Genomic DNA, 23,129 nt, shown 5'->3' with positions numbered 1-23,129 from the left:
AGAAGACACAGCTAAAACCAGGTCTTCGCGCGGAGGGTGTTGGCCAGGTCGACCAGGGCGTAGCGGTGGGTGCGGCCGGGGGCGGTGCGGGCCAGGCCGCGCAGGCCGCTCTCGGCTCCGTTGCGCAGATCGCGTTCGGTGAACGGTGCGCCGAAGAGGGTGGCGTCGCGATGTCTGGGGGTGTTCCCGGCCTGCAGCCAGGCCAGTGCGGCGCCGAGTACCAGGACGCGCATCTGGCCCGCGCGGTGTTCGCCCGCCGGAATCCGGTCGACGCGGTAGGCGGCGACATGGAGTGCGTCCTCGTCCAATTCGGCGACCGGACCGGCGGTGAGCAGCAGTAATACCGCGGTGAGGCGGGCCTCGGTGTAGTGCCGCGAGGCCGGGGGGACCTGGTCCAGGGCGTCCACGGCCTCCTGTACCCGGTCGTCGGCGGCGAGCTGGCGGGCCAGGCCGAATGCCGCGCTGACCACGCCGCGGTCGGTCCGCCAGACGGTCGCGTAGAACTTCTCGGCATAACTGCGCCATTGTTCTGGATCGGGCGAATCCCACTGTTGCAGAACGAGTTCCGCCGTCGCCGCCAGGGCCAGTTTGGGTGCGATCTCACCGGGCAGCGCCCGCAGGACCGCGTCGAAACGGTCGAATGCCCGCTCGTACTCGAGTTCGAGCAGTCCGGCCAGGCCCCGGTACCACTCGACGCGCCAATCGGATTCGTCCAGGCGGTTCAGCAGTTGCCGGGCCGATTCGGGCTGTTCCAGAACCAGTTGGATGCGGACCTCGGCGAGTGTGCATTCGACCTCGAAGGTTTCGGGCATCTCGACCGATCCGGCCTCGGCGCGGGCGCGGGCGATGCGGACCGCCTCGAGGGCGTGCAGCGGTTCGGGATGCACGGTCCCGGCCAGCAGCGCCGCGGATGGGTCGGCCGGATCGATCAGCGGAACCGGAAGTGCCGCGGCGACATCGCGGGCTCGCAGGTTCTTGCTGCGTTCGATGCCGTCGGCGTAGGCGTCGGTCTGCGCGAGCAGCTCCTCGGTGCCGAAACTGGTCCGGGGCGCGCTGAACAGTGTGGACAGCTGTGGATGTTCGGTTCCGGTGTCGGCCGAGAGTATCTCGCGCAGGACGCCCGCGAGCTGGGTGGCCATGATCCGCGCGGAGACGAAGCGGCGATGCGGGTCCGGGTCGGTGGCTCGCAGCAGCAGCCGGTGCAGGAATTCGTACCGCGCCAGCGTGGGTTCGGTTGCCGGGGTGGGGATTCCGTCGAGATAGCGGCCCTTGTCCGTCGGCATGTTCAGCGTGAGTACGGCGAGCGTGCGGCCGACCGTGTAGATGTCCGAGGCCGCGGTGGGGCCGGTCCTGGCGATCTCCGGGGCCTGGAAACCCCTGGTGCCGTAAAGGTTTCCGTACGATTCGAAGGCCGCGACGGCGCCCAGGTCGATCAGCTTCACCTGATCCTCGGTGACCATGATGTTGTCGGGTTTGAGATCGTTGTAGGCCAGCTCCAGCGAGTGCAGATATTCCAGCGCCGGAAGGATTTCCAGCAGATAGGCGATGGCCTCGGCGACCGGCATGCGCTCGGGCCGGGTGTGCGTGTCGAGCATGTCCCGCAGCGACCGACCGCCCACGTACTCCATGACGATATATCCGACCGGGGTGCCGCCCGGTCCCGGATATTCGACGAAGTTGTGGATCTTGACGATGCTCGAATGCGCGAGTTCGGCCAGATACCGACGCTCGGTGACCGCGACCGCCTGCGCCTCGGCGTCCCCGCCGTGCAGCAGGCCCTTGAGCACCACCCACCGATCGTTCACATTGCGGTCGACGGCCAGATAGATCCACCCCAGCCCGCCGTGCGCGATGCACCCCTGGATCTCGTACTGCCCGGCCACCATATCGCCGGACCGCAGGAACGGCCGGAAATCATAAGGCGCACCGCAGATTTCGCACGTCCCCGCCGCGTGCGCCGGATGCCCCGGTGTCGCCCGCCCGACCGGCTTACCGCAACGCCAGCAGAACCGCCGCCCCTCGCTCACCACCGGGTCGGTGAGCACCGCCGACAGCGGATCGATCGGCGGCACCGCCGGAATCTCCACCAGCCCCGCCCCCAGCCGCCGCACGCCGGGCCGAGTGCGAATCGTCCGTCCGCTACCGCGCCCGCTGGGCCCCGACCCCACGGTCTGCCCCGAAGTCTCCGTCGGCCCGGACCCCTTGCGCCCCTGCGCATCCGCCGCCTGCGTGGCCGGAGCGTGCACCCCGGTTTCGCGCCCGCCACCCGCGGAAGTACCGACCCCCGCTGCCCGAGTCGGCGGCTGCCCGTGCCCTGAACCGGTGGAGCCGCCAGCATCCGCGGACTCGGCCGCAGCGACAACCGCTCGCGTTGCCGGAGGTTCTCGTCCGGCTTCGCTGCCGCCGAGCACGGCCTGTGTGGCTGGTTGTTCGTTGCTTGATGCATTGGCCGGTAGCTCGGTACCTGATTCATCGGGGCCGTGGCTGTTCGGTGATTCGGCCGCAACTGCTGCCGCCACAGCTCGAGTAGCCGGATGCTCGAAGCCACCGGGGCCGTTGGTATCCGGTGGCTCGGCCGCGGTGTCAGCGGCTACCGCTCGAATGGCCGGAGGTTCCGGCTCGAAGTTGTCGGAGTTACCTGTCGCATGCCGGGAGCTGACCGAGGAAGCGGCGGCGACGGCCTGGGTGGCCGGTTGCTCGGTACCTGAGGGGCCGTGGCTGTCCAGTGATTCGGCCCCAGCGGCGACGGCTTGGGTCGCCGGGGGCTCGTACCCAGTGCCGGAGCCCGTGGAATCCGAAAAGCTGGTCGCAGTCGCGGCGGCCAGCACTGCCTGGGTGGGCGGGGGCTCGGATGCACTGGAATCGTGGGTATTCGGCGGATCGCCCGCCATGGCGGCAGTCGCGCTCTCTCGCGGGCGCGACGATTCGGGCCGGACTGCGGACCTGGAGTCGGCGGAAGCCGCTCGGGTGGGCTCGAGATCGGGGGAGTTGGGTGGTGGCGAATCGGTGGCCGGTGGCCCGGGGGCGGTCGGTGGTTGGTCGACGGGCGTGGGTTCCGCTGTGCTGGAATCGGTTTCGGCGGGGTCGTGCATGGGGGTCAGCCCTGGTAGTCGGGTTGGGGTGGGCCGCTGGAGGGGCCGAGGGCGGCTTGGAGCCAGCGTTGGTAGAGGCGGTTCCAGGTGCCGTCGGTGCGGATGCGGTCGAGGGTGCCGTTGACGAAGCGGACCAGATCGTCCTCGCCCTTGGGGATTCCGACGCCGTACGGTTCGTCGCTGATATCGGGGCCGACCATCTCGGCGTAGTACGGGTCCTGCACCGACAGGCCCGCGAGGATCGTGTTGTCGGTGCTGACCGCGTCGACCTGACGCTGCTGCAGCACCACCAGACAGTCGGCCCAGGTGGGCACGGTGAGAATTGAGGCGGCGGGCTGGCCGCGGCGGATCTGATCCAGCGAAGTCGTGCCGGTGACGATGCACACCCGCTTACCCGCCAGGTCCGCCAGACTGCTGATCCCGGAATTCTTGATCGCCAGAATCCGTTGGTGCGCCATGAAATACGGTGCCGAGAAGGCCACCTCCTGTTTGCGCGCGCAGGTGATCGTCATCGTCTTGACGACCACGTCGACGGTGTGGTCCTCCAGGGCGCGTTCACGATCGGCGGACCCGAGGATCCGATACTCCACGCGCTGCGGATCACCGAACAGATCCCGCGCGATCTCCCCGGCGATGTCGACGTCGAACCCCTCCAGCGTGCCGCTGACCGGATCGCGGAAGCTGAACAGGTTGCTGCCCGGATCCAGCCCGACGATCAACCGTCCCCGAGCGCGGATCGCGTCCAGATCGGTCCCGTGCGTCGTGCCGTTCGGGCTCAGGCTCGCGGTCAGATTCCCGCAACCGGCCCCGGGAGCCGGTGGTATCGGCGTATCGGTTCGCGCGGTAGCGGCATTCGCGGGCAACGGCGGTTCGGTGTAACTTTCGCCGGCCGCGCGAGTCGAACTGGTGTCCGGCGCACACCCCGTCATCAGCAATGCCGTCGCCGCGACAAACCCGGCCACAATCGTCCGAGTCCGAATTCGGTTGGCGCTCATCGGTACTCCCGCAGACGCGGCCACAGCCCGGCCACCACGAACAGGGCGGACAGGACCGCGAGGGTCAGCGCACCCGGGGACAGGATGTCCAGGGAGCGGGCGGCGTCGGAGATGTCTTTGCGTAAGGTGTTGCGGGCCTTGCCGATTCCGTCGGCCAGGGCATGGTCCAGGGCCTGCACGCTGGCGGTCGACTCGGTGGGGCCGGAGCCGATCGCGACGGTGGCCGCGCCGGGGAAATCACCGCGGCCCAGGGCGTCGGTCATCCGCTGATGCGCCTGCCGCCAACGGTCCAGGGCGGTGCGGGCGGTGGCGACGTCGTCCGCGGCGGGCGCGTTGTGCGGATAGTGGGTCAGCAGGTCGGCGAGCTTTTTGGTGGCGTTGTCGTAGATGCGGTCGTAATCGCCGCTGTCGTCGCGACGCACCAGTTTCAGCGTCTCCGCCGCGCGCGCCTGCTGGGTGAGGATGCGGCTGTCGGTCAGCTCGGAGGTCGGCACCGCGCCGTCGTCGCGGCCGTCGGCGGTGGACAACGCCGAGATCGACCCGGCCGTCACCGTCCACGCCAGCAGGACGACCAGTGTGCCCGAGGCAAGCAGCAGACCCGGATTGAGCAGCCGATTCCAGCGCCGCGCCAGATACAGCTGCGCCACCACCAGCGCGGCCAGCGCGACGATCGGCAGGATGATGGCCAGCCACGGCGGGCGCACATGCCGCCGCTGTGTGTCGGAGATCGCCGTCGAGCGATGCTCCTGCAATTCCTGGGCCATCCGCAGCATCCTGGTCTGCATCAGATTCGACGCTTCACTCAGATAGGCCGCGCCGACCGGATGCCCGAGGCGGTTGTTGGTGCGGGCGGTCTGGATCAGCTCGGTGTAAACGGGCAGCTCGGTGGCGATTCCGGTGCGCAGTGCGGCGTCGGGATCGTTCGCGCCCGCCGAATCGTGACTGGACTGGGCGACCAGTTCGGCCGCCGCGTCACCGATCGCCTGGTTGTAGGCGTCCAGCACGTCCTGGGGTTCCAGGCCGCCGAAGATGAACGCGGTGCCCGCCTCGGCGTCGGCCACCGACAGCGAGGTGTACAGGCGCTGAGCGGAATTCGCGTCCGGCTCGGCGTTGTCGAGCAGATATTGCAGCGCGTGCTGGCGGTCGCTCACCTGCGAGGCCGTCACGACCCCGGCGATCAGGCACGATCCGAGCAGAACCAGGCCGATGACAATGAGTTTCGCGGGCGAGGAGCGGGCGAAGGAGCGCAGGTCGGTGGCGTCGATCTGACGACGTACGGCGGCGGCCGCGGCGCGGGGCGTCAACTCTTCCAGACGCGGTTGCGCGGTCCGGGTCATGGCCACCTCCGTTCCATCGCCGACGAGGGCCGTGCCGGTAGAGCTTATTGTGGTCGTGGCGATGTCGCGCGGCTGTATCGACCGGTCGATCCGACTTTTTTCATCGGAGCGGCCGGAGAACCGCGCGATCGGCGCGGGCGAGGATGGGACGAGGCGAGTATGCGTGGTGATGGAGACGGCTTTCTGGCCAGCCCCGACGGGACGCGGCAGTGGGGATTGTTCGGCGCCGCCGGACTCCTGCTCCGCGCGCCCGCGCCCGGTGGCGGTGCGGTGGTGTTGATGCAGCATCGCGCGCCGTGGAGTCACCAGGGCGGCACCTGGGCGCTGCCCGGCGGGGCCCGCGATTCGCACGAGACCAGCGAGAGTGCCGCGGTGCGTGAGGCATACGAGGAGGCCGGGATCGCCCCGGCCGCGGTGCGGGTGCGCGGCAGTCGCGTCACCGCGACCGCACCCAGCGGCTGGATCTACACCACAGTCGTCGCCGATATCGCCGAACCCGTGGCGACCACGGCGAATCTGGAGAGCGCCGAACTGGCCTGGGTTCCCGAGGGCGAGGTCGACGCTCGCCCCCTGCACCCCGGCTTCGCCGCCGCCTGGCCCCTGCTGCGCGCCCAACCCGCCCGCATCGGCCTCGACGACCTGCCCGAAGTCACCGAACTCGCCGCCGCCCTGCCCCGCACCCTGGATCTCGCCGATCGGGGATTCCTCTGGTTGCACACCGAGGACTGCGACGGCCGCCGCGTCTGCGTCACCGATTCCCACGAGCCGAACGGGGACGCACCCGCAGATGTGTTGTTTCTCACTCTGAGTCAGATCCTTTCCTGAGCCGCCGGGGGTCCGCGCCTGTTCCGCTCCGGCATGGGCATTGCGGCCCTCGACGTTCCGTGTGATCGTCGATCCGCGCTCGTACCTGTTCGCCGTAGGCCCGTCGTGCCGGATACGGCATGCGAATGCGACTCGGCCCGATACGCCTCGACAGATCGTTTCGCGAACCGCGCGGCCCCGCCTGGAGCGTTCCCGAGTCCCGGTCATCGGTCGCCGCGGCGGCATGCGATCACGGGATCCGTTCTGGCACTCGGAAATCGGCCCTCGCGCCGCGCGGTGGTCGGCCGATCGAAAGGTCCGCATCATGTCGGCCGTATTTCGGCGCGGCGCAAAGGAATCGGATCCGGTGCGGTTGAGCTGCGGTGTTCGACTCACGGTATCGCGTTCCGATGCACGGCGATCTGCTCCGCTGCCCGGCAATCATGGTCTGCCACAGGGGAATACAGCGGCTCAGGTGGGAATGTTCTGCTCCAGGCGGGACTTGAGGGCGCGGGCGGCGGATTCGGGGTCGTCCGCCTCGGTGATTGCGCGGACGACGACGATGCGGGTCGCGCCCGCGTCGAGGACCTCGGGGAGGCGGGCCGCATCGATGCCGCCGATGGCGAACCACGGGCGGCTCGGCTCGGCCTCGGCGGTACCGCGGACCAGGTCGAGTCCGGCGGCGCTGCGGCCGGGTTTGGTGGGCGTGGTCCAGACCGGGCCGGTGCAGAAGTAGTCGATGTGTTCTTCGGTGGTGGCCTTCGCGGCCTGTTCGGGATCGTGGGTGGAACGGCCGATCACGACGTCGGGGCCCAGGATTCGGCGGGCGTACCAGGGCGGCAGGTCGTCCTGGCCCAGGTGCAGCACGTCCGCGCCCGCGGCGAAGGCGACGTCGGCGCGGTCGTTCACCGCGACCAAGGCGCCATGGCGGCGGGCCGCGGCCTTGAGTGCGGCCAGTGCGCCGAGTTCGGCACGCGCCTCGAGCGGGCCGAACCGTTCCTCGCCCGGCGAGCCCTTGTCGCGTAGCTGGATGATGTCCACCCCGCCCGCCAGGGCCGCTTCGGCGAATGCGGCCAGATCGCCCTTGTCGCGGCGGGCGTCGGTGCACAGGTACAGCCGCGCGGAGGCGAGGCGGTCGCGGGGGGTTGCGGGCCGGGACTGGTGGGACGGTTGCACGCCTTCGACCGTAGCCGCGCTACCGTGGGAGGCGAAATATTTCCGGCATCTCCGCTGCGAAGGCGGCCGCGCGGTGATGCCGATCCGATGCGGGTGTTCCCGCAGCGTACGGATTCCGCGAAGCGGAACCGAGCGAGGTGTGAAGGTATGCGAACGTTGGCCGTCGTGGGTGGGGGTGTGATCGGTTCAGCGGTGGCGTGGCGCGCCGCCGAGGCCGGGTGGGAGGTCACGATCTTCGATCCGGCGCCCGGATCGGGTGCGTCCTGGGTAGCCGGGGGCATGCTTGCCCCGCTGTCCGAGGGCTGGCCCGGGGAGCGGGCGCCGCTGGAATTCGGCGCGGCCTCGCTCGAGCGCTGGCCCGAATTCGGTGCGCGGCTGGCGGCGCTGACGGGCGCTCCGGTATTCGTCGCGGACGAGACGCTGACCGTGGCGTTGGATGCCGCCGATGCCGCCGACCTGCGCACCATCGCCGATTTCGTCGGCGAGTACGGCCATCGGCTGGAGCTACTGGACCGGGCCGGGGTGCGCTCGGCCGAACCGGGTCTGGCGCGCACCGCCCGCGCGGGGCTGCTCGCGTCCACCGAACCGGCTGTGGACAACCGGATCGTGGTCGACGCCCTGCGGCAAGGTTGTGAACAATCTGGTGTTCACATGCGAGTGCAGGCTGTGGAAAACCCGGCCGACCTCGAATTCGACCGGATCGTCCTCGCGACCGGCGCGGCGGCCGCCCGGCTGTGGCCGGGACTCGCGGTGCACCCGCTGAAGGGCGAAATCCTGCGATTGCGTCATCGTCCGGGCGCGCCCCCGCCCCCGCAACGCGTCATCCGCGCCCGGGTGCACGGCCGTCCGATCTATCTGGTCCCCCGCGCGGACGGCATCGTCGTCGGCGCGACCCAGTACGAGGCCGGATTCGATACCACGGTGACCGTGGCCGGTGTGCGCGATCTGATCGCCGACGCCGAGGCCGTACTGCCCGCGCTGGGCGAATACGAACTGGCCGAGGCGAGCGCCGGATCACGTCCCGCGACCCCGGACAACCTGCCGCTGATCGGCCGGTTGAGCGAGCGCGTCATCGTGGCCGCCGGACACGGCCGCAACGGCATCCTGGGTGTGCCGCTCACCGTCGACGCGGTGCTGGCCCTGCTCGCCGACGACGTCCTTCCCGAAGCGAAAGCGGCCGACCCGCAACGCTTTTCGACGCAGACATCCCCCACTCACCCCGGTGCCGCCGACCTCACCGCCGCGGCGCCCTCGGCAGGAGGTACTCGATGACCACGATCCCGATCGGCGTGACCGTCAACGGCGAGGATCACGAATTCGCCGACGCGCTCACCGTGCGCGAACTGCTGGCCCGGCTGGATCTGCCCTGCCAGGGCGTCGCGATCGCGGTCGACGGCGCGGTGTTCCCGAAATCCGCGTGGGACACCCAGGTCGGCCGCGGCTGGAACATCGAGGTGCTGACGGCGGTGCAGGGTGGCTGAGACGACCCCCGGGCATCCGCCGATGGAACCCCTGCAGATCGCCGACCGGAAGTTCGGATCGCGCCTGATCATGGGCACCGGCGGGGCCGAGAATCTGGCCGTGCTGTCCGAGGCGCTGGTGGCCTCGGGCACCGAACTGACGACTGTCGCCATGCGTCGCGTGGACGCCGCCGGCGGCACCGGAGTCCTGGACCTGCTGCGCAGCCTGGACATCGCCCCGCTGCCCAATACCGCCGGATGCCGCACCGCGGCCGAGGCCGTGCTGACCGCGCGACTGGCCCGCGAGGCGCTGGGCACCGACTGGGTCAAACTCGAGGTCGTCGCCGACGAGCGAACCCTGCTGCCTGACGCCATCGAATTGGTCAGCGCCGCAGAACAATTGGTCGACGACGGCTTCACCGTCCTGCCCTACACCACCGACGATCCGATCCTGGCCCGCCGCCTCGAGGACGCCGGTTGCGCGGCGGTCATGCCGCTGGGCGCACCCATCGGCACCGGTCTGGGCATCGGCAATCCGCACAATATCGAGATGATCGTCGCCGACGCGGGCGTCCCGGTCATCCTCGACGCCGGTATCGGCACCGCCAGCGACGCCGCCCTCGCCATGGAACTGGGCTGTTCGGCCGTGCTCCTGGCCACCGCTGTCACCCGGGCCCGCCGCCCCGCCCTCATGGCCGCGGCCATGGCCGACGCGGTCCGAGCGGGCTACCTCGCCAGGGAAGCGGGCCGCATCCCCAAGAGATTCTGGGCCCAGGCATCCTCCCCAGCGTTGTGATCTCGGCCCCGTTTCGCGGCGGCGGTCCATCCCCTCTCATCCTCGAGGATGACCGACTCGCGACCTGGGGGCGATGGTCGTCAGGAGGGTTGTCGGCGAGACTGGTCGCATGATCGAAGTCAAGGGCTTGACCAAGCGGTTCGGGGCAACCGTCGCGGTCGACGACCTGTCCTTCAAGGTCGAGCCCGGTCAGGTGACCGGATTCCTCGGTCCGAACGGCGCGGGCAAATCGACCACGATGCGGATGATTCTGGGGCTGGACCGCCCGACGGCCGGTGTCGCGCTGGTCGACGGGAAGCCGTATCAGCAGCTGGATCATCCGCTGCACATCGTCGGCGCGCTGCTCGACGCGAAATGGGTGCATCCGAACCGGTCGGCGCGGGCGCATCTGCGCTGGCTCGCCGCCTCCAACGATCTGCCCGATTCGCGGGTGGAGGAGGTGCTGCGGCTGGTCGGGCTGACCGAGGCGGCGGGCAAGCGGGCCGGTGGCTTCTCCCTGGGCATGTCCCAGCGGCTGGGACTGGCCGCGGCGCTGCTCGGCGATCCGCAGATCCTGCTGTTCGACGAGCCGGTGAACGGCCTGGACCCGGAGGGCATCCTGTGGATCCGCCGGTTCATGCAGCGGCTGGCCGCGGAGGGTCGCACCGTGCTGGTGTCGAGCCACCTGCTCTCGGAGATGGCGCAGACCGCCGACCATCTGATCGTGATCGGCCGCGGCAAGCTCATCGCCGACACCAGCACCGCCGACTTCATCGAGAAGGCCTCGGAATCGACTGTGCGCGTGCGTAGTCCGCAGTTGGATCAGCTACGCAGCCTGCTCACCTCCAAGGGCATGACGGTGCGCGAGGACGGGAACGAGCGCGTCACGCCCGACGGCCGTCCGGTCGATCCGGTTCCGGCGTTGACGATCATCGGTGAAACCAGCGATGCCGTGGGCGAATTGGCCGGTGCGAACGGCATCACACTGTACGAGCTTGCGCCGCAACGTGCTTCGCTCGAGGAGGCGTTCATGCGGCTGACCGGAGGTGCGGTGCAGTTCCACGGCGAAGGCATCGAACAGGTGATGGGAGGTGCGCTCTGATGGGCGTGTTGACGGCGGAACGGATCAAACTCACCTCGACGCGGTCGCCGATGTGGTGCACGGCGCTGACCGCCGTGTTCGCGCTCGGGATGGCCGCGCTGTTCAGCCTGCTGGTCAATGTCAGCGTCAACGAGTACCACCGGCAGCTCGCCAGCGGGCATCCGATGCTCACCGAGGATCCGGCGCCGGGGAATTCCATTGCGGGACTGGGGATCACGGGCGCCTCGCAGGGCATGCCCGGATTCGGCTACATCATGATCATGATTCTGGCCGCGCTGGCGATCACCAGCGAATACCGGTTCGGGACGATCCGCGCGACGTTCCTGGCCGCGCCGAACCGCAGCGGCGTCCTGCTGGCCAAGGCCGGGCTGATCGCGGTCGCGGCCGCGGTGCTCTCGGTGGTGCTGACGTTCCTGAGTTTCTTCATCTTCGAACTGATGCTCTCCCAGGACGCGAGCCGGAATATGAGTCTGTCGCACGGTGACGCGCACGTGTTCTATTCGGTGCCGATCTTCGTGGCGCTGGTGGTGTTCCTCGCGGTCGGAGTGGGTGCGTTGATCCGGCAGTCGGCGGGTGCGCTGTCGCTGCTGATCGTGTGGCCGGTGCTGATCGAGCCGATCGTCGGCGCGTTCGGCAAGGTCGGCCGCAATATCGAGGTATTCCTGCCATTCCAGAACGCCGGGCGATTCCTGGGTACTGCCGGCGGCGGCGATCTGCCCTGGCATTGGGGCCCGTGGGGCGGGCTGGTGTATTTCGCGGTCGTCGTCGCGGTCGTCTTCGGCGCGGCCCTGTTCGTGGTGAACAAACGCGACGCGTGAGCCTTCCCGGGAGGCTCCCTCGCCGCCCGGGGTGGGAGGCGGTTGTGTCGGGCGACCGCCGCACCCGGTCACGCCGTGCACTGCCCGTTCGGCGTGACACCCATCGGCCCGATGCGTTCCCTACGCGCATCGGGCCGATGTGCGTACGGAACGGGCGTAGGGAAACCCTCGGTTAACTATTCGAGACAGCTCTTTCCGTCTGAAATACCCGTGCGTAGCATCGTGTCAGCAACCAAACGCTTATCCATCGGCGGACCCAGTGCCGTGTTCGCTCCGTCCGATAGAGAGGTGCACGGTGGCGATTATTGACGATCCACCTACTGACGGGCGTCTGAGATACGCTCGGGGCGTGCGTGAATCCTCCTCCGCCGACGGCGAAAACGCGCGTCGCAGCGGTGATGCCCGTAATTCCTCGGGCCGTCGCGAGCCGGAGCGGCCGCGGGACGGCGGCGAGAGCGAGGAAGCCGTGGACGCCGGTCCGCCGTCGCGCGACGGACGTCCGGAACCCGGCCCGGACGTGGTGATTCCGCTCACGCCGGTCGATGCCGAGCCGGCCGCTCGCCGATCCGGCGCCCGGCTGCGTGCCGGACAGCTGTCCGCGCTCATGTCCGCGGCGAATCAGCGCACGGATCTGATCGGTGTGATTCGCAAGGCGCGCGAAAACCTGCCCGGTGACCCGGCTTTCGGCGATCCGCTGTCGGTGTCCGGTCCCGGCGGGCCGCAGGCGGTGGCGCGCGCCGCGGACAAACTGGTCGGCGATTCGCCCAGCGCGGCCAAGGAGATCGGCCTCGGCGCGCTGCAGGTCTGGCAGGCGATGCTGGAGCGAGTCGGGCGCGGAAAAGGTAGCGAGACGGTAACTGTGATGTTCACCGATCTGGTGGCGTTCTCCCGTTGGTCGCTGACCGCGGGGGACGAGGCGACGTTGGAATTCCTGCGTCGGGTCGCGACGGCGATCGAACCGCCGATCGCGGACCACGGCGGCCGGATGATCAAACGCATGGGCGACGGCGTGATGGCGGTCTTCCTGAGTCCCGACCCCGCGGTTCGTGCCGCGATCGCCGCGAAACGGCAGCTCACCGCGTTGGATGTGCCGGGCTACCGGCCGCAGATGCGGATCGGCCTGCACACCGGCTCGCCGCGCGAGATCGGCGGCGACTGGCTGGGCGTGGACGTCACCATCGCGGCCCGCGTGATGGAAGCGGGGGGCAACGGCAACACCATGCTCTCGCAGACCACGCTCGACGCACTGCGCCCGGAAACCCTCGCCGACCTCGGCTGCACCGCGAAGCCCTATCGCCGCGGCCTGTTCGCCGCACCGCTCAGCGGCGTCCCGGAGGACCTGAAGATCTTCCGCCTCGACGGGAACTGACCGCGCCTACCGCCACCACAGCACAGCGCCGGCCACCGCCAGCACGGCACAGACGCCCAGGATGGCGGCGAGAACCCTGCTGCCGTTCTTCCAGGTGGTGAAGGCCCCGCCGATCAGAAAACCGGCGAGGGCTAGAAGCACGACCACGATCACGGAGTGGGACACGGTGCCAGTATCTACGGCTCCCGTTGTCGCTCCGGCATGACCCCGGCCCAAATAACAAGCACGCGGGCTTGATTTTTTTATAGACCGATGTGACGCTGTAACCGATGCGGCGAGGACGTCGTACGGGCGCGCTCAGGTTGGGAGGCGGCACGCGGATGAGCGGTGTGGCGGATGATCCGGAGATGATCCGGATCGGGAACTGTTCCGGGTTCTACGGCGACCGGGCCGGTGCGATGCGGGAGATGCTCGACGGTGGTCGGCTCGACGTCCTGACCGGCGATTATCTTGCCGAATTGACCATGTTGATCCTGGGGCGGGATCGGATGAAGGATCCCTCGCTCGGGTACGCCAAGACCTTTCTGCGGCAGTTGGAGGATTGTCTCGGGACGGCGCTGGAACGTGGCGTGCGGATCGTCGCCAACGCGGGCGGGCTGAATCCGGCCGGACTGGCGTCGCGGGTCGGCGAGTTGGCCGAAAAGCTCGGGCTCGCACCGAAAATCGCGTATGTGGCCGGAGATGATCTGCTGCCGCGCGCGAGTGAACTCGAGCTCGGCTCGCCGCTGACCGCCAACGCCTATCTGGGGGCGTGGGGTATCGCGCAGGCGCTGCACGCGGGCGCGGATGTCGTGGTGACCGGGCGGGTAACCGACGCCTCGCTGGTGGTCGGCCCGGCGGCGGCTCATTTCGGTTGGGGGCGTGGCGATTACGACGCCCTGGCCGGCGCGGTGGCGGCCGGTCACGTGATCGAGTGCGGAACCCAGGCCACCGGAGGCAATTTCGCGTTCTTCACCGAACTCGGCGATCTGGGACGTCCGGGATTCCCGATCGCGGAGGTGCGGCGCGACGGCAGCAGCGTCATCACCAAACATGCCGGAACCGACGGCGCGGTCACGGTGGATACCGTTGCCGCACAACTGATGTACGAGATCCAGAGCGCTCGTTACGCCGGACCGGACGTGACCACCCGGCTGGACAGCATCCGGCTCACCCAGGAGGGGCCGGACCGGGTCCTGGTCGACGGTGTGACCGGGGAGGCCCCGCCGCCGCGAATCAAGGTCTCGCTCAACACCATCGGCGGATTCCGCAACGAGATGACCTTCATCCTCACGGGCCTGGACATCGAGGAGAAGGCGGCCCTGGCGCGCCGGCAGCTGGAGTCCTGGCTGACCGTGCGTCCGGCCGAGCTGGACTGGACCCTCAGCCGCCTGGACCGGCCCGACGCGGAAACCGAGGAACAGGCCAGCGCGCTGCTGCGCTGCGTGGTCCGCGATCCGGACCCGAACAAGGTCGGACGCGCATTCTCCGGTGTCGCGGTGGAATTGGCGCTGGCGAGCTATCCGGGCTTCTCGCTGACCGCGCCGCCGGGCAACGGCAGCCCCTACGGGGTGTTCACCGCGGGATACGTGGATGCCGCGCAGGTACCGCACGTCGCGGTATTGCCGGACGGAAGCGAGGTCGCCATCGATCCCCCAGCCGAGACGCTGGAACTTGCCGATGTTCCCGAACCCGCTGTGCCGCAATTCATCTCCTCCGGCAACACCGAGCGCAGGCCGCTGGGAACCATCGCCATGGCCCGGTCCGGCGACAAGGGCGGCAATGCCAATATCGGTGTCTGGGTACGCACCGACGAGCAATTCGCCTGGCTGGCAGAGGCATTGACCGTCGACGCCCTGCACGAGCTGCTGCCGGAGACGGCGAAACTGACCGTTGCCCGCCACGTCCTGCCGAATCTGCGGGCGGTGAATTTCATCGTCGAGGGCCTGCTCGGCGAGGGCGTGGCCTATCAGGCCCGATTCGATCCGCAGGCCAAGGGACTCGGGGAATGGCTCCGGGCCCGGCACATCGATATCCCCGTGGAGTTGCTCCGATGACCTATGTGAACCCCTGGGAGACCCCCGAGCGACGCGAATTGCGCGCCACCGTGCGCGGTTTCGCCGAACGTGAGGTCCTGCCCAATCTGGACGAGTGGGAACGCGCCGGCGAGATCCCGCGCGAGTTGCACAAGAAGGCGGGCGCACTGGGCCTGCTCGGCATCCAATTCCCCGAATCCGTGGGCGGTTCCGGCGGCGACGGTCTGGACGCCGCCATCGTCTGCGAGGAGATGCATTACGCGGGCAGCTCGGGCGGCGTCTTCGCCTCCCTGTTCACCTGCGGTATCGCCGTGCCGCACATCATCGCGTCCGGGAATCGCGAGCACATCGACCGCTGGGTGAAACCGACGCTGGCCGGGGAGAAGATCGGCTCACTGGCCATCACCGAACCCGGCGGCGGCTCGGACGTCGGGCATCTGCGCACCAGCGCGGTCCGCGAGGGCGACGAATACGTGGTGAACGGGTCGAAGACGTTCATCACCTCGGGCGTGCGCGCGGACTACGTGGTGACCGCCGTGCGCACGGGAGGCCCCGGCGCGTCCGGCGTATCGCTGCTGGTGGTGGAGAAGGGCACGCCCGGATTCACCGTCAGCCGCAAACTCGAGAAGATGGGCTGGCTGGCCTCGGATACCGCGGAGCTGTCGTATGTCGATGTGCGCGTGCCGGTTTCGAATCTGGTCGGCGTCGAGAACAGTGGATTCGCCCAGATCGCACAGGCATTCGTGAGTGAGCGGGTGGGTCTGGCCGCGCAGGCGTACGGACACGCGCAGCGCTGCCTGGATCTCACCGTGCGGTGGTGCCGGGATCGGGAGACCTTCGGCCGCCCGCTGATCAGCAGGCAGCCGGTGCAGAACACGTTGTCGGAGATGGCCCGCCGGATCGACGTGGCGCGGGTGTACACCCACCACGTGGTCGAGCGGGCGGCGGCGGGTGACACCGATCTGATCGCCGAGGTGTGCTTCGCCAAGAACACCGCCGTCGAGACCGCGGAATGGGTTGCGCACCAGGCGGTTCAACTGTTCGGCGGACTGGGCTACATGCGCGAGTCCGAGGTCGAGCGGCATTATCGGGATGTGCGCATCCTGGGTATCGGCGGTGGCACGAACGAGATCCTGACCAGCCTCGCGGCCAAGCGATTGGGGTTCCAGTCTTGAGTATCCTGCGTAGCGTTCTCGATCCCGCGTCGGCGGACTACACGGCCGCCGCCGAGGCCATGACGGCGAAACTGGCCGAGGTGGAGGCCGAGTACGCCAAGAATATCGCCGGTGGCGGCCCGGACAAGATGGCGCGACACCGCAAGCGCGGCAAGCTGACCGCGCGCGAGCGCATCGAACTGCTCATCGATGAGGATTCGCCGTTCCTCGAACTGGCTCCGCTCGCCGCCTGGGGCAGTGAATTCCACGTCGGCGCGAGCGTGATCGCGGGTATCGGGATCGTGGAGGGCGTCGAATGCATGATCGTCGCGCCGGATCCGACCGTGCGCGGCGGCACCTCGAATCCGTGGACGTTGCGAAAGAACCTGCGCATGAACGATATCGCGCTGGAGAACCGGCTCCCGGTCATCGGACTGGTCGAATCCGGCGGCGCGGATCTGCCGACGCAGAAGGAGGTCTTCGTCCCCGGCGGCCGCATGTTCCGGGATCTGACCCGGCTGTCCGCGGCCGGAATACCCACCATCGCACTGGTTTTCGGCAATTCCACCGCCGGCGGCGCGTACATCCCGGGCATGTCGGACTACACGGTGATGATCTCCGAGCGCTCCAAGGTGTTCCTGGGCGGCCCGCCGCTGGTGAAGATGGCCACCGGTGAGGAGTCCGACGACGAATCCCTCGGCGGCGCGGAAATGCACGCGCGCGTCTCGGGTCTGGCCGATTATCTGGCCGCGGACGAACAGGACGCGATCCGCCTGGGCCGTTCGATCGTCAAGCGGCTCAACTGGACCAAGCGCGGTCCCGCGCCGCGGGCCGAGGTGATCGAACCGCTGTACGACGAGGAAGAACTGCTCGGCATCGTGCCGACGGACCTGAAGATCCCGTTCGATCCGCGCGAGGTCATCGCCCGCGTGGTGGACGGATCGGATTTCGACGAGTTCAAACCGCTCTACGGCTCGAGCCTGGTGACGGGATGGGCCGAGCTGCACGGTTATCCGGTCGGCATCCTCGCCAACGCCCGCGGCGTGCTGTTCTCCGAGGAGGCGCAGAAGGCCGCGCAGTTCATCCAGCTGGCAAACCAGTCCGATACGCCACTGTTGTTCCTGCACAACACGACCGGATACATGGTCGGCAAGGAATACGAGCAGAAGGGCATCATCAAGCACGGCGCGATGATGATCAACGCGGTCTCCAATTCGAAGGTGCCGCACATCTCGGTGCTGATGGGCGCGTCCTACGGCGCCGGCCACTACGGCATGTGCGGGCGGGCCTACGATCCGCGCTTCGTCTTCGCCTGGCCCAGTGCGAAATCCGCGGTCATGGGCGGTGCGCAGCTGGCGGGCGTCATCTCCATCGTGGGCCGCGCGTCCGCCGAGGCCAAGGGCATGCCCTTCGACGAGGAGGCCGACAAGGGGATGCGCGCGATGATCGAGGCGCAGATCGAGGCCGAATCACTGCCCATGTTCATGTCGGGCCGCCTGTACGACGACGGCGTCATCGACCCCCGCGACACCCGCACGGTACTGGGAATGGCGTTGTCCGCCATCCACAATGCCCCGATCGAGGGCGCCGCGGGCTTCGGCGTCTTCCGGATGTGAGCGAAGATGGAAATAACGAACGTCCTGGTCGCCAATCGCGGGGAGATCGCCCGGCGGGTCTTCGCGACCTGCCGCCGCATGGGAATCGCCACCACCGCGGTCTATTCGGACGCCGATGCCGGCTCACCTCATGTGGCGGAGGCGGATTCGGCCGTCCGGCTGCCGGGTAACACGCCCGGCGAGACCTATCTGCGCGGTGAGCTGATCATCGAGGCCGCGCTGGCCGCGGGCGCGGACGCGATCCATCCGGGTTACGGATTCCTCTCGGAGAACGCCGGATTCGCGAGATCGGTACAGGAGGCCGGGCTGATCTGGATCGGCCCGCCGGTCGAGGCCATCGAGCAGATGGGCTCCAAGGTGGAGTCCAAGAAGCTGATGGATGCGGCCGGTGTCCCGGTGCTGAGGCAACTCGATCCTGCCGAGGTCACCCCCGAGGTGCTGCCGGTGCTGATCAAGGCGTCCGCGGGCGGTGGCGGTCGCGGTATGCGGGTGGTGCGCGAGGTGGCCGATCTGGTCCCGCAGCTCGAGGCGGCGCAGCGCGAGGCCGAATCGGCTTTCGGCGATCCGACGGTGTTCTGCGAGCGGTATCTCGAGACCGGGCGGCATATCGAGGTACAGGTCATGGCCGATACACACGGCACGGTGTGGGCGGTAGGTGAGCGTGAATGTTCCATCCAGCGGCGGCATCAGAAGGTCGTGGAGGAGGCTCCCTCGCCGCTGGTGGAGAGAATCGACGCCACGCGGGCGACGGGCTCGGCGGCGGCAGCGGAGCGTAACCACGGACAGCCCGCCGACCGCGTGGCCGATGGGCCGAGCATGCGGGAGCGGTTGTTCACCGCGGCGCGGCTGGCGGCCGAGGCGATCGGCTACGAGGGTGCGGGCACCGTCGAATTCCTGGCCGACGAGAAGGGTGATTTCTTCTTCCTGGAGATGAATACCCGTCTGCAGGTGGAACATCCGGTCACCGAGCAGGTCACGGGACTGGATCTGGTCCGGCTGCAATTGCAGGTGGCCGCGGGACGCCCGCTGCCCGCGCGGCGGCCCGGTCTGCGGGGACATTCCATCGAGGTGCGTCTGTACGCGGAGGATCCGGCGCAGGATTGGCAGCCGCAGAGCGGTCCGGTGTATCGGCTCGACATTCCCGGCGTCACAGGAGAATTCACCGTCCTGACCGAACCGGGCATCCGCCTGGACACCGGCGTTGTGGACGGCTCGGTCGTCGGCGTGCACTACGACCCGATGCTGTCCAAGGTGATCTCCTATGCCGAGACCCGGGACGAGGCAGCGCATCTGCTGGCCTCGGCCTTGCAGCGGGCGAAGATCCACGGTCTGGTGACCAATCGCGATCTGCTGGTGCGGGTCCTGCGGCATCCGGCCTTCCTCGCCGGTGATACCGATACCGCGTTCTTCGGCACGCATGGACTCGAAACGCTCTCCGCGCCACTGATTTCCGCGGACGACGAGAGGCTCTCCATCGTCGCCGCCGCGCTGTCCGACGCCGCGGCCAATCGCGCCGCGGCCCGCACCGGCGCGGGATTGCCCAGCGGTTGGCGGAATCTGCCCTCGCAACCGCAGTCCAAGTCCTACGAGTCCCGCATCAGCGGAAAGCACGAGATCCGGTATCGCCGCACCCGTGCGGGCCTCGCGGTCGACGGTTTCGACGGACTCGAATTGATCGAGGCCACACCGGATTCGGTCACCCTCACGGTTACCGGTGCACGGGGTGAGGTTCGCCGCCGCTTCGAGATCGCGCGCTACGGCGATCTGGTGACGATCGACTCCGCGTTGGGGCCGGTCGCGGTGAAGCGTCTGCCGCGCTTCGAAGATCCTGCCGATCAGGTGGCCGAGGGCTCACTGCTCGCGCCCATGCCCGGTGCGGTCATCCGGCTCGGCGCGCAGGCGGGCGATCGAGTCGAGAAGGGGCAGCCGATCCTGTGGCTCGAGGCGATGAAGATGGAGCACACCATCGCCGCCCCGGCCGCGGGTGTGCTCGCCGAATTGAATGTCATCGCGGGTCAGCAGGTCGAGGTCGGTGCCGTGCTCGCCGTGGTGCACAGCGAAGATCAGGAGTGACAGCCAATGAGTTTCATCGAATCCGAGGAACAGCAGGCGCTGCGTGCCGCGGTGGCGGCGCTGGCCGAGAAGTACAACTTCCGCGACTACGCCGGGCCCAAGGCCCGCCGCAACGAACCGTACGACGAATTATGGTCCGAGGCAGGCAAACTCGGCTTCCTGGGCGTGAATCTGCCCGAGGAGTACGGCGGTGGCGGCGCGGGCATCTACGAACTGGCCCTGGTCCAGGAGGAACTCTCCGCGCGCGGCTGCGGCCTGTTGCTGATGGTGGTGTCCCCGGCCATCTGCGGCACCATCATCACCAAATACGGCACCGCGGACCAGAAGAAATACTGGCTCACCCGCCTGGCCGACGGATCGTCGAAGATGGTCTTCGGCATCACCGAACCCGACGCCGGGTCCAATTCGCACAAGATCACCACCACCGCCCGCCGCGACGGCGAGGACTGGATCCTCAACGGCCGCAAGATCTTCATCTCCGGTGTGGATCAGGCCGAGGCGGTGCTCATCGTGGCCCGCACCGAGAACGCCAAGACCGGCAATCTCCAGCCCGCCCTGTTCATCGTGCCGACCGACGCCCCCGGCCTGGTCAAGACCGCACAGCAGATGGACATCATCGAGCCGGACAATCAGTTCACGCTGTTCCTCGACGACGTGCGCCTGCCCGCCACCGCCCTGGTCGGCCAGGAGGACGCGGCCATCGCGCAGCTGTTCGCCGGCCTGAATCCGGAGCGGATCATGGGTGCGGCCATGGCGGTCGGCATGGGCCGCTACGCCATCGACCGCGCGGTCGAGTACGCCAAGGAACGCGCGGTGTGGAAGGGCGTGCCGATCGGTGCGCACCAAGGTCTTTCGCATCCGCTCGCGCAGGTGAAGATCGAGCTGGAGCTGGCCAAGCTGATGATGCAGAAGGCCGCGGTGCTCTACGACTCGGGCGACGACTTCGGTGCGGCCGAGGCGGCGAACATGGCGAAATACGCTGCGGCCGAGGCGAGTATCAAGGCGTTGGACCAGGCCATCCAGACGCACGGCGGCTCGGGCCTGACCAGTGACGTGGGCCTGGCGGGGATGCTCGCCGCCGCCCGTATCGCGCGGGTCGCGCCGGTCAGTCGCGAGATGATTCTGAACTTCGTGTCCCAGCATTCGCTGGGGCTGCCGCGGTCCTACTGATCAGCGAGGCGAGTCGTGAGTGAAACATCGAGCACTGCTGAGCCTTTCGTGCGCTACGGGGTGAGTGACGGATTCGCCGTGCTCACCCTGGACTCCCCGCACAACCGCAACGCGCTGTCCTCGCGGCTCGTGCGTGAACTCCTGGCGGGCCTGGAACGCGCCGCCGCGGACGAGTCCGTGCGCGGTGTCGTGCTCACCCACACCGGCAATACCTTCTGTGCCGGTGCGGATTTGAAGGAGGCCCTGGACGCGGACCCGGCCGCCGCCGCGGACATCCGGACGCGCTGGATGATCCGGGTGCTGCGCGACATCCTGGATCTGCCCAAACCCGTTGTGGCACAGGTGGACGGCAACGTCCGAGCCGGTGGGATGGGCATCCTGGCGGCCTGCGATATCGCCGTCGCCGGTCCGTCGAGCACCTTCGCGCTGACCGAGGCGCGAATCGGTCTGGCGCCCTTCATGATCTCGCTGACCCTGTTGCCGCGGATGACATCCCGCTCGGCCGCCCGCTACTACCAGACCGGCGAGACCTTCGACGCCGCCGAGGCCGAACGCATCGGCCTGATCACCGTGGCCGCGGACGACGCGGGTGCGGAAGTGGCCCGGCTGCGCGGCGAATTGCGCAAGGGCTCGCCCCAGGGCCTGGCCGAGAGCAAGCGTCTGGTGAACGCGGCCCTGCTCGCGGAGTTCGACCGCTCGGCGCAGGAGCTGGCGAAGCGGTCCGCCTCGTATTTCGGAACGCCCGAGGTGATCGAGGGTATGACGGCCTTCTTTCAGCGTCGGCCACCGAGCTGGGCAGAATAGTCGATCATGGCTACCCCGCACGAACCCAAGCAGGACCGCAGCCGGGCCACCCGGCAGCGGCTGCTCGAATCGACCATCGACACGCTGGCCGAAACCGGTTGGGCGGCGGCCACGGTGGCCGTGGTGGCCGAACGGGCCGGGGTGTCGCGCGGTGCGGCACAACATCATTTCCCGACGCGAGAGGATCTGATCACCGCCGCACTCGAGTACATGTTCGACATCCGCATGGCTCAGGCCGAGACGGAGGCGCAGAGTCTGCACCGCATCGCCGAGGGTGTCGGCCGCACCGAGGCGGTGGTGGTCTCGCTGGTCGAGTCCTATACGAGCCCGCTGTTCAAGGCGGCCTTGCAGGTGTGGACGCATGCCGCCGCCGACCCAGCCCTGCGCGAACGCATCGTCCCGCTGGAGGCCCGCTTCGGCCGCGTCTCGCACCGCATGGCCGTGGCCGCGCTGGGCGTCGACGATTCCGATCCCATCGCCCACCACCTGGTCCAGGCCACCATGGACCTGGCCCGCGGCCTCGGCCTCGCCGACGTCCTCACCGACGACTCGGCCCGCCGCAAGGAAATCGTCGCCCAGTGGGCCAAAACCCTCCACACCGCATTGGACGCTCGCCCTGGCGGGCTGTGATCCGCCCTACTTGATTTGGCTGACGACCCTGCGGCGGTTACGCTAGGCGGGTTGTTCCTGGCCCCGTCGTCTAGCGGCCTAGGACGCCGCCCTCTCAAGGCGGTAGCGCGGGTTCAAATCCCGTCGGGGCTACTTCGAAGAAGCCGCATGAATTCATGCGGCTTCTTCGCTGTCCGGTCGTGAATGTCCTTGCGCCCCAGAAGGTCTGGCGTTCCTACGCGATGTCTCCGGCGATGGGCGAACCGCCGACCGCATTGCGGAACACCCAGCGCAGCCCGATGAACCGGATCAGCGTGGCGACCAGATTCGCGACCACCAGCACCAGCAGTTCCAGGTGTACGGCCGCACCGGGGGCCCAGTGATGCAGTGCGAACAGCGAACCACTGGTCAGGAACCAGGTGAACACGAAGATCAGCAGGCCCTGCACCTGGTGCGAGACGGCCTTGCTCGAACCGCGCACCCCGAACGTGAACGCCCGGTTCGCGGTCGTATTACCGACCGCGGTGATCAGCAGCGCCAGGAAGTTCGCCGCCTGCGGGCCGGTGAACGGCTGCAACACCAGATACAGCAGCATGTAGGCCAGCGTCGAGATCACCCCGACGATGCCGAAACGTACGACCTGTCCGACCATGCCCAGCGGTACGCCCTCCACCAGCGGTTCGCGTCCGATCGCGGCGCGCAGTTCGTTGATCGGCAGTTGACCGGTCGCCAGGGCCCGGCCGAGCCGCCAGACACCGAG

General features: G+C 68.5%; 20 protein-coding genes and 1 tRNA gene. 15 read left to right on the top strand and 6 right to left on the bottom strand.

Annotated features, from left to right (window positions below; translation table 11 throughout):
- Positions 1-11: 11 nt before the first annotated feature.
- The 3 genes from NM2_RS40335 to NM2_RS40325 form a co-directional block, all read right to left on the bottom strand.
- Positions 12-2,246: a serine/threonine-protein kinase gene (locus tag NM2_RS40335; protein ID WP_245718467.1), complete on the bottom strand. Its 2,235-nt coding sequence runs from the start codon at positions 2,244-2,246 to the stop codon at positions 12-14.
- 851 nt (positions 2,247-3,097) lie between these two features.
- Positions 3,098-4,072: a glutamate ABC transporter substrate-binding protein gene (locus NM2_RS40330; protein ID WP_439956972.1), complete on the bottom strand. Its 975-nt coding sequence runs from the start codon at positions 4,070-4,072 to the stop codon at positions 3,098-3,100.
- A gap of 11 nt (positions 4,073-4,083) precedes the next feature.
- Positions 4,084-5,424, bottom strand: coding sequence for a GlnX family signal transduction membrane protein (locus NM2_RS40325; protein WP_067681102.1), 1,341 nt, complete (start codon positions 5,422-5,424; stop codon positions 4,084-4,086).
- Between the two features lie 159 nt (positions 5,425-5,583).
- Here NM2_RS40325 and NM2_RS40320 point away from each other — a divergent pair, with 159 nt between their 5' ends.
- A complete protein-coding gene (locus NM2_RS40320) occupies positions 5,584-6,249 on the top strand; it encodes an NUDIX hydrolase (protein WP_067681099.1) in 666 nt (221 codons plus the stop codon).
- A gap of 450 nt (positions 6,250-6,699) precedes the next feature.
- On the opposite strand, the gene thiE is transcribed toward NM2_RS40320, so the two are convergent.
- Positions 6,700-7,404 carry a thiamine phosphate synthase gene (gene thiE / locus NM2_RS40315; protein ID WP_067681096.1) on the bottom strand — a complete coding sequence of 235 codons (705 nt, stop codon included), beginning with the start codon at positions 7,402-7,404 and terminating at the stop codon, positions 6,700-6,702.
- Positions 7,405-7,551: 147 nt separating this feature from the next.
- Here thiE and thiO point away from each other — a divergent pair, with 147 nt between their 5' ends.
- The 6 genes from thiO to NM2_RS40285 all read left to right on the top strand — a co-directional run bounded on the left by thiO (position 7,552) and on the right by NM2_RS40285 (position 12,928).
- Positions 7,552-8,676, top strand: a complete 1,125-nt coding sequence (thiO, locus tag NM2_RS40310; protein WP_067681093.1) for a glycine oxidase ThiO — start codon at positions 7,552-7,554, stop codon at positions 8,674-8,676.
- Positions 8,673-8,885 (top strand): sulfur carrier protein ThiS, encoded by a 213-nt coding sequence (thiS, locus tag NM2_RS40305; RefSeq protein ID WP_067681090.1) that lies wholly within the window; start codon positions 8,673-8,675, stop codon positions 8,883-8,885. Before thiO ends, thiS begins: the two co-directional genes overlap by 4 nt.
- A gap of 22 nt (positions 8,886-8,907) precedes the next feature.
- Positions 8,908-9,660, top strand: coding sequence for a thiazole synthase (locus tag NM2_RS40300; RefSeq protein WP_169816329.1), 753 nt, complete (start codon positions 8,908-8,910; stop codon positions 9,658-9,660).
- A gap of 109 nt (positions 9,661-9,769) precedes the next feature.
- Positions 9,770-10,741, top strand: coding sequence for an ABC transporter ATP-binding protein (locus tag NM2_RS40295; RefSeq protein WP_067681084.1), 972 nt, complete (start codon positions 9,770-9,772; stop codon positions 10,739-10,741).
- Positions 10,741-11,559: a DUF2705 family protein gene (locus NM2_RS40290; RefSeq protein ID WP_067681081.1), complete on the top strand. Its 819-nt coding sequence runs from the start codon at positions 10,741-10,743 to the stop codon at positions 11,557-11,559. The genes NM2_RS40295 and NM2_RS40290 overlap by 1 nt, the downstream gene beginning before the upstream one ends.
- A gap of 520 nt (positions 11,560-12,079) precedes the next feature.
- The gene (locus NM2_RS40285; protein ID WP_439956971.1) at positions 12,080-12,928 is read left to right on the top strand and encodes an adenylate/guanylate cyclase domain-containing protein; all 849 of its coding nucleotides are present in this window, start codon (positions 12,080-12,082) and stop codon (positions 12,926-12,928) included.
- 6 nt (positions 12,929-12,934) lie between these two features.
- Here NM2_RS40285 and NM2_RS50465 read toward each other — a convergent pair whose 3' ends face one another.
- Complete coding sequence (locus NM2_RS50465) at positions 12,935-13,093, bottom strand: CG2302 family histidine operon protein (RefSeq protein WP_169816328.1); 159 nt, start codon at positions 13,091-13,093, stop codon at positions 12,935-12,937.
- A 155-nt stretch (positions 13,094-13,248) separates the two neighbouring features.
- Between NM2_RS50465 and NM2_RS40280 the strand changes: the two genes are divergently transcribed.
- The 8 genes from NM2_RS40280 (at position 13,249) to NM2_RS40245 (ending at position 22,522) form a co-directional block, all read left to right on the top strand.
- Positions 13,249-14,964, top strand: a complete 1,716-nt coding sequence (locus NM2_RS40280) for an acyclic terpene utilization AtuA family protein (protein WP_084532049.1) — start codon at positions 13,249-13,251, stop codon at positions 14,962-14,964.
- Positions 14,965-14,969: 5 nt separating this feature from the next.
- The gene (locus NM2_RS40275) at positions 14,970-16,118 is read left to right on the top strand and encodes an acyl-CoA dehydrogenase family protein (protein ID WP_067681105.1); all 1,149 of its coding nucleotides are present in this window, start codon (positions 14,970-14,972) and stop codon (positions 16,116-16,118) included.
- Positions 16,115-17,713: an acyl-CoA carboxylase subunit beta gene (locus tag NM2_RS40270; protein WP_067681078.1), complete on the top strand. Its 1,599-nt coding sequence runs from the start codon at positions 16,115-16,117 to the stop codon at positions 17,711-17,713. The genes NM2_RS40275 and NM2_RS40270 overlap by 4 nt, the downstream gene beginning before the upstream one ends.
- 6 nt (positions 17,714-17,719) lie before the next feature.
- Positions 17,720-19,786, top strand: a complete 2,067-nt coding sequence (locus NM2_RS40265) for an acetyl/propionyl/methylcrotonyl-CoA carboxylase subunit alpha (RefSeq protein ID WP_067681075.1) — start codon at positions 17,720-17,722, stop codon at positions 19,784-19,786.
- Positions 19,787-19,792: 6 nt separating this feature from the next.
- Entirely contained in the window at positions 19,793-20,956 is a 1,164-nt protein-coding gene (locus tag NM2_RS40260; protein ID WP_067681071.1) for an acyl-CoA dehydrogenase family protein, read from the top strand.
- A gap of 15 nt (positions 20,957-20,971) precedes the next feature.
- Positions 20,972-21,760: an enoyl-CoA hydratase family protein gene (locus NM2_RS40255; RefSeq protein WP_067681068.1), complete on the top strand. Its 789-nt coding sequence runs from the start codon at positions 20,972-20,974 to the stop codon at positions 21,758-21,760.
- A 6-nt stretch (positions 21,761-21,766) separates the two neighbouring features.
- Entirely contained in the window at positions 21,767-22,390 is a 624-nt protein-coding gene (locus tag NM2_RS40250; RefSeq protein WP_067681065.1) for a TetR/AcrR family transcriptional regulator, read from the top strand.
- Between the two features lie 59 nt (positions 22,391-22,449).
- Positions 22,450-22,522: transfer RNA gene (locus NM2_RS40245), tRNA-Glu, on the top strand.
- Positions 22,523-22,604: 82 nt separating this feature from the next.
- Here NM2_RS40245 and NM2_RS40240 read toward each other — a convergent pair.
- The coding region (locus NM2_RS40240) for a GtrA family protein (RefSeq protein ID WP_169816327.1) at positions 22,605-23,129 on the bottom strand (525 nt) is incomplete at its 5' end.

The sequence above is a fragment of the Nocardia miyunensis NBRC 108239 genome, from assembly GCF_001613065.1.
GTDB classification, from domain to species: domain Bacteria; phylum Actinomycetota; class Actinomycetes; order Mycobacteriales; family Mycobacteriaceae; genus Nocardia; species Nocardia miyunensis.
This window is presented reverse-complemented; position numbering and strand designations above follow the sequence as displayed.

Excerpts from the sequence above, each read along its gene's own strand:
- NM2_RS40280 (WP_084532049.1), top strand. The coding sequence starts at position 13,249 with ATGAGCGGTGTGGCGGATGATCCGGAGATGATCCGGATCGGGAACTGT.
- NM2_RS40250 (WP_067681065.1), top strand. The coding sequence starts at position 21,767 with ATGGCTACCCCGCACGAACCCAAGCAGGACCGCAGCCGGGCCACCCGG.
- thiO (WP_067681093.1), top strand. The coding sequence starts at position 7,552 with ATGCGAACGTTGGCCGTCGTGGGTGGGGGTGTGATCGGTTCAGCGGTG.
- NM2_RS40295 (WP_067681084.1), top strand. The coding sequence starts at position 9,770 with ATGATCGAAGTCAAGGGCTTGACCAAGCGGTTCGGGGCAACCGTCGCG.
- NM2_RS40320 (WP_067681099.1), top strand. The coding sequence starts at position 5,584 with ATGCGTGGTGATGGAGACGGCTTTCTGGCCAGCCCCGACGGGACGCGG.
- NM2_RS40290 (WP_067681081.1), top strand. The coding sequence starts at position 10,741 with ATGGGCGTGTTGACGGCGGAACGGATCAAACTCACCTCGACGCGGTCG.
- thiS (WP_067681090.1), top strand. The coding sequence starts at position 8,673 with ATGACCACGATCCCGATCGGCGTGACCGTCAACGGCGAGGATCACGAA.
- NM2_RS40325 (WP_067681102.1), bottom strand. The coding sequence starts at position 5,424 with ATGACCCGGACCGCGCAACCGCGTCTGGAAGAGTTGACGCCCCGCGCC.
- NM2_RS40300 (WP_169816329.1), top strand. The coding sequence starts at position 8,908 with ATGGAACCCCTGCAGATCGCCGACCGGAAGTTCGGATCGCGCCTGATC.
- NM2_RS40260 (WP_067681071.1), top strand. The coding sequence starts at position 19,793 with ATGAGTTTCATCGAATCCGAGGAACAGCAGGCGCTGCGTGCCGCGGTG.
- NM2_RS40265 (WP_067681075.1), top strand. The coding sequence starts at position 17,720 with ATGGAAATAACGAACGTCCTGGTCGCCAATCGCGGGGAGATCGCCCGG.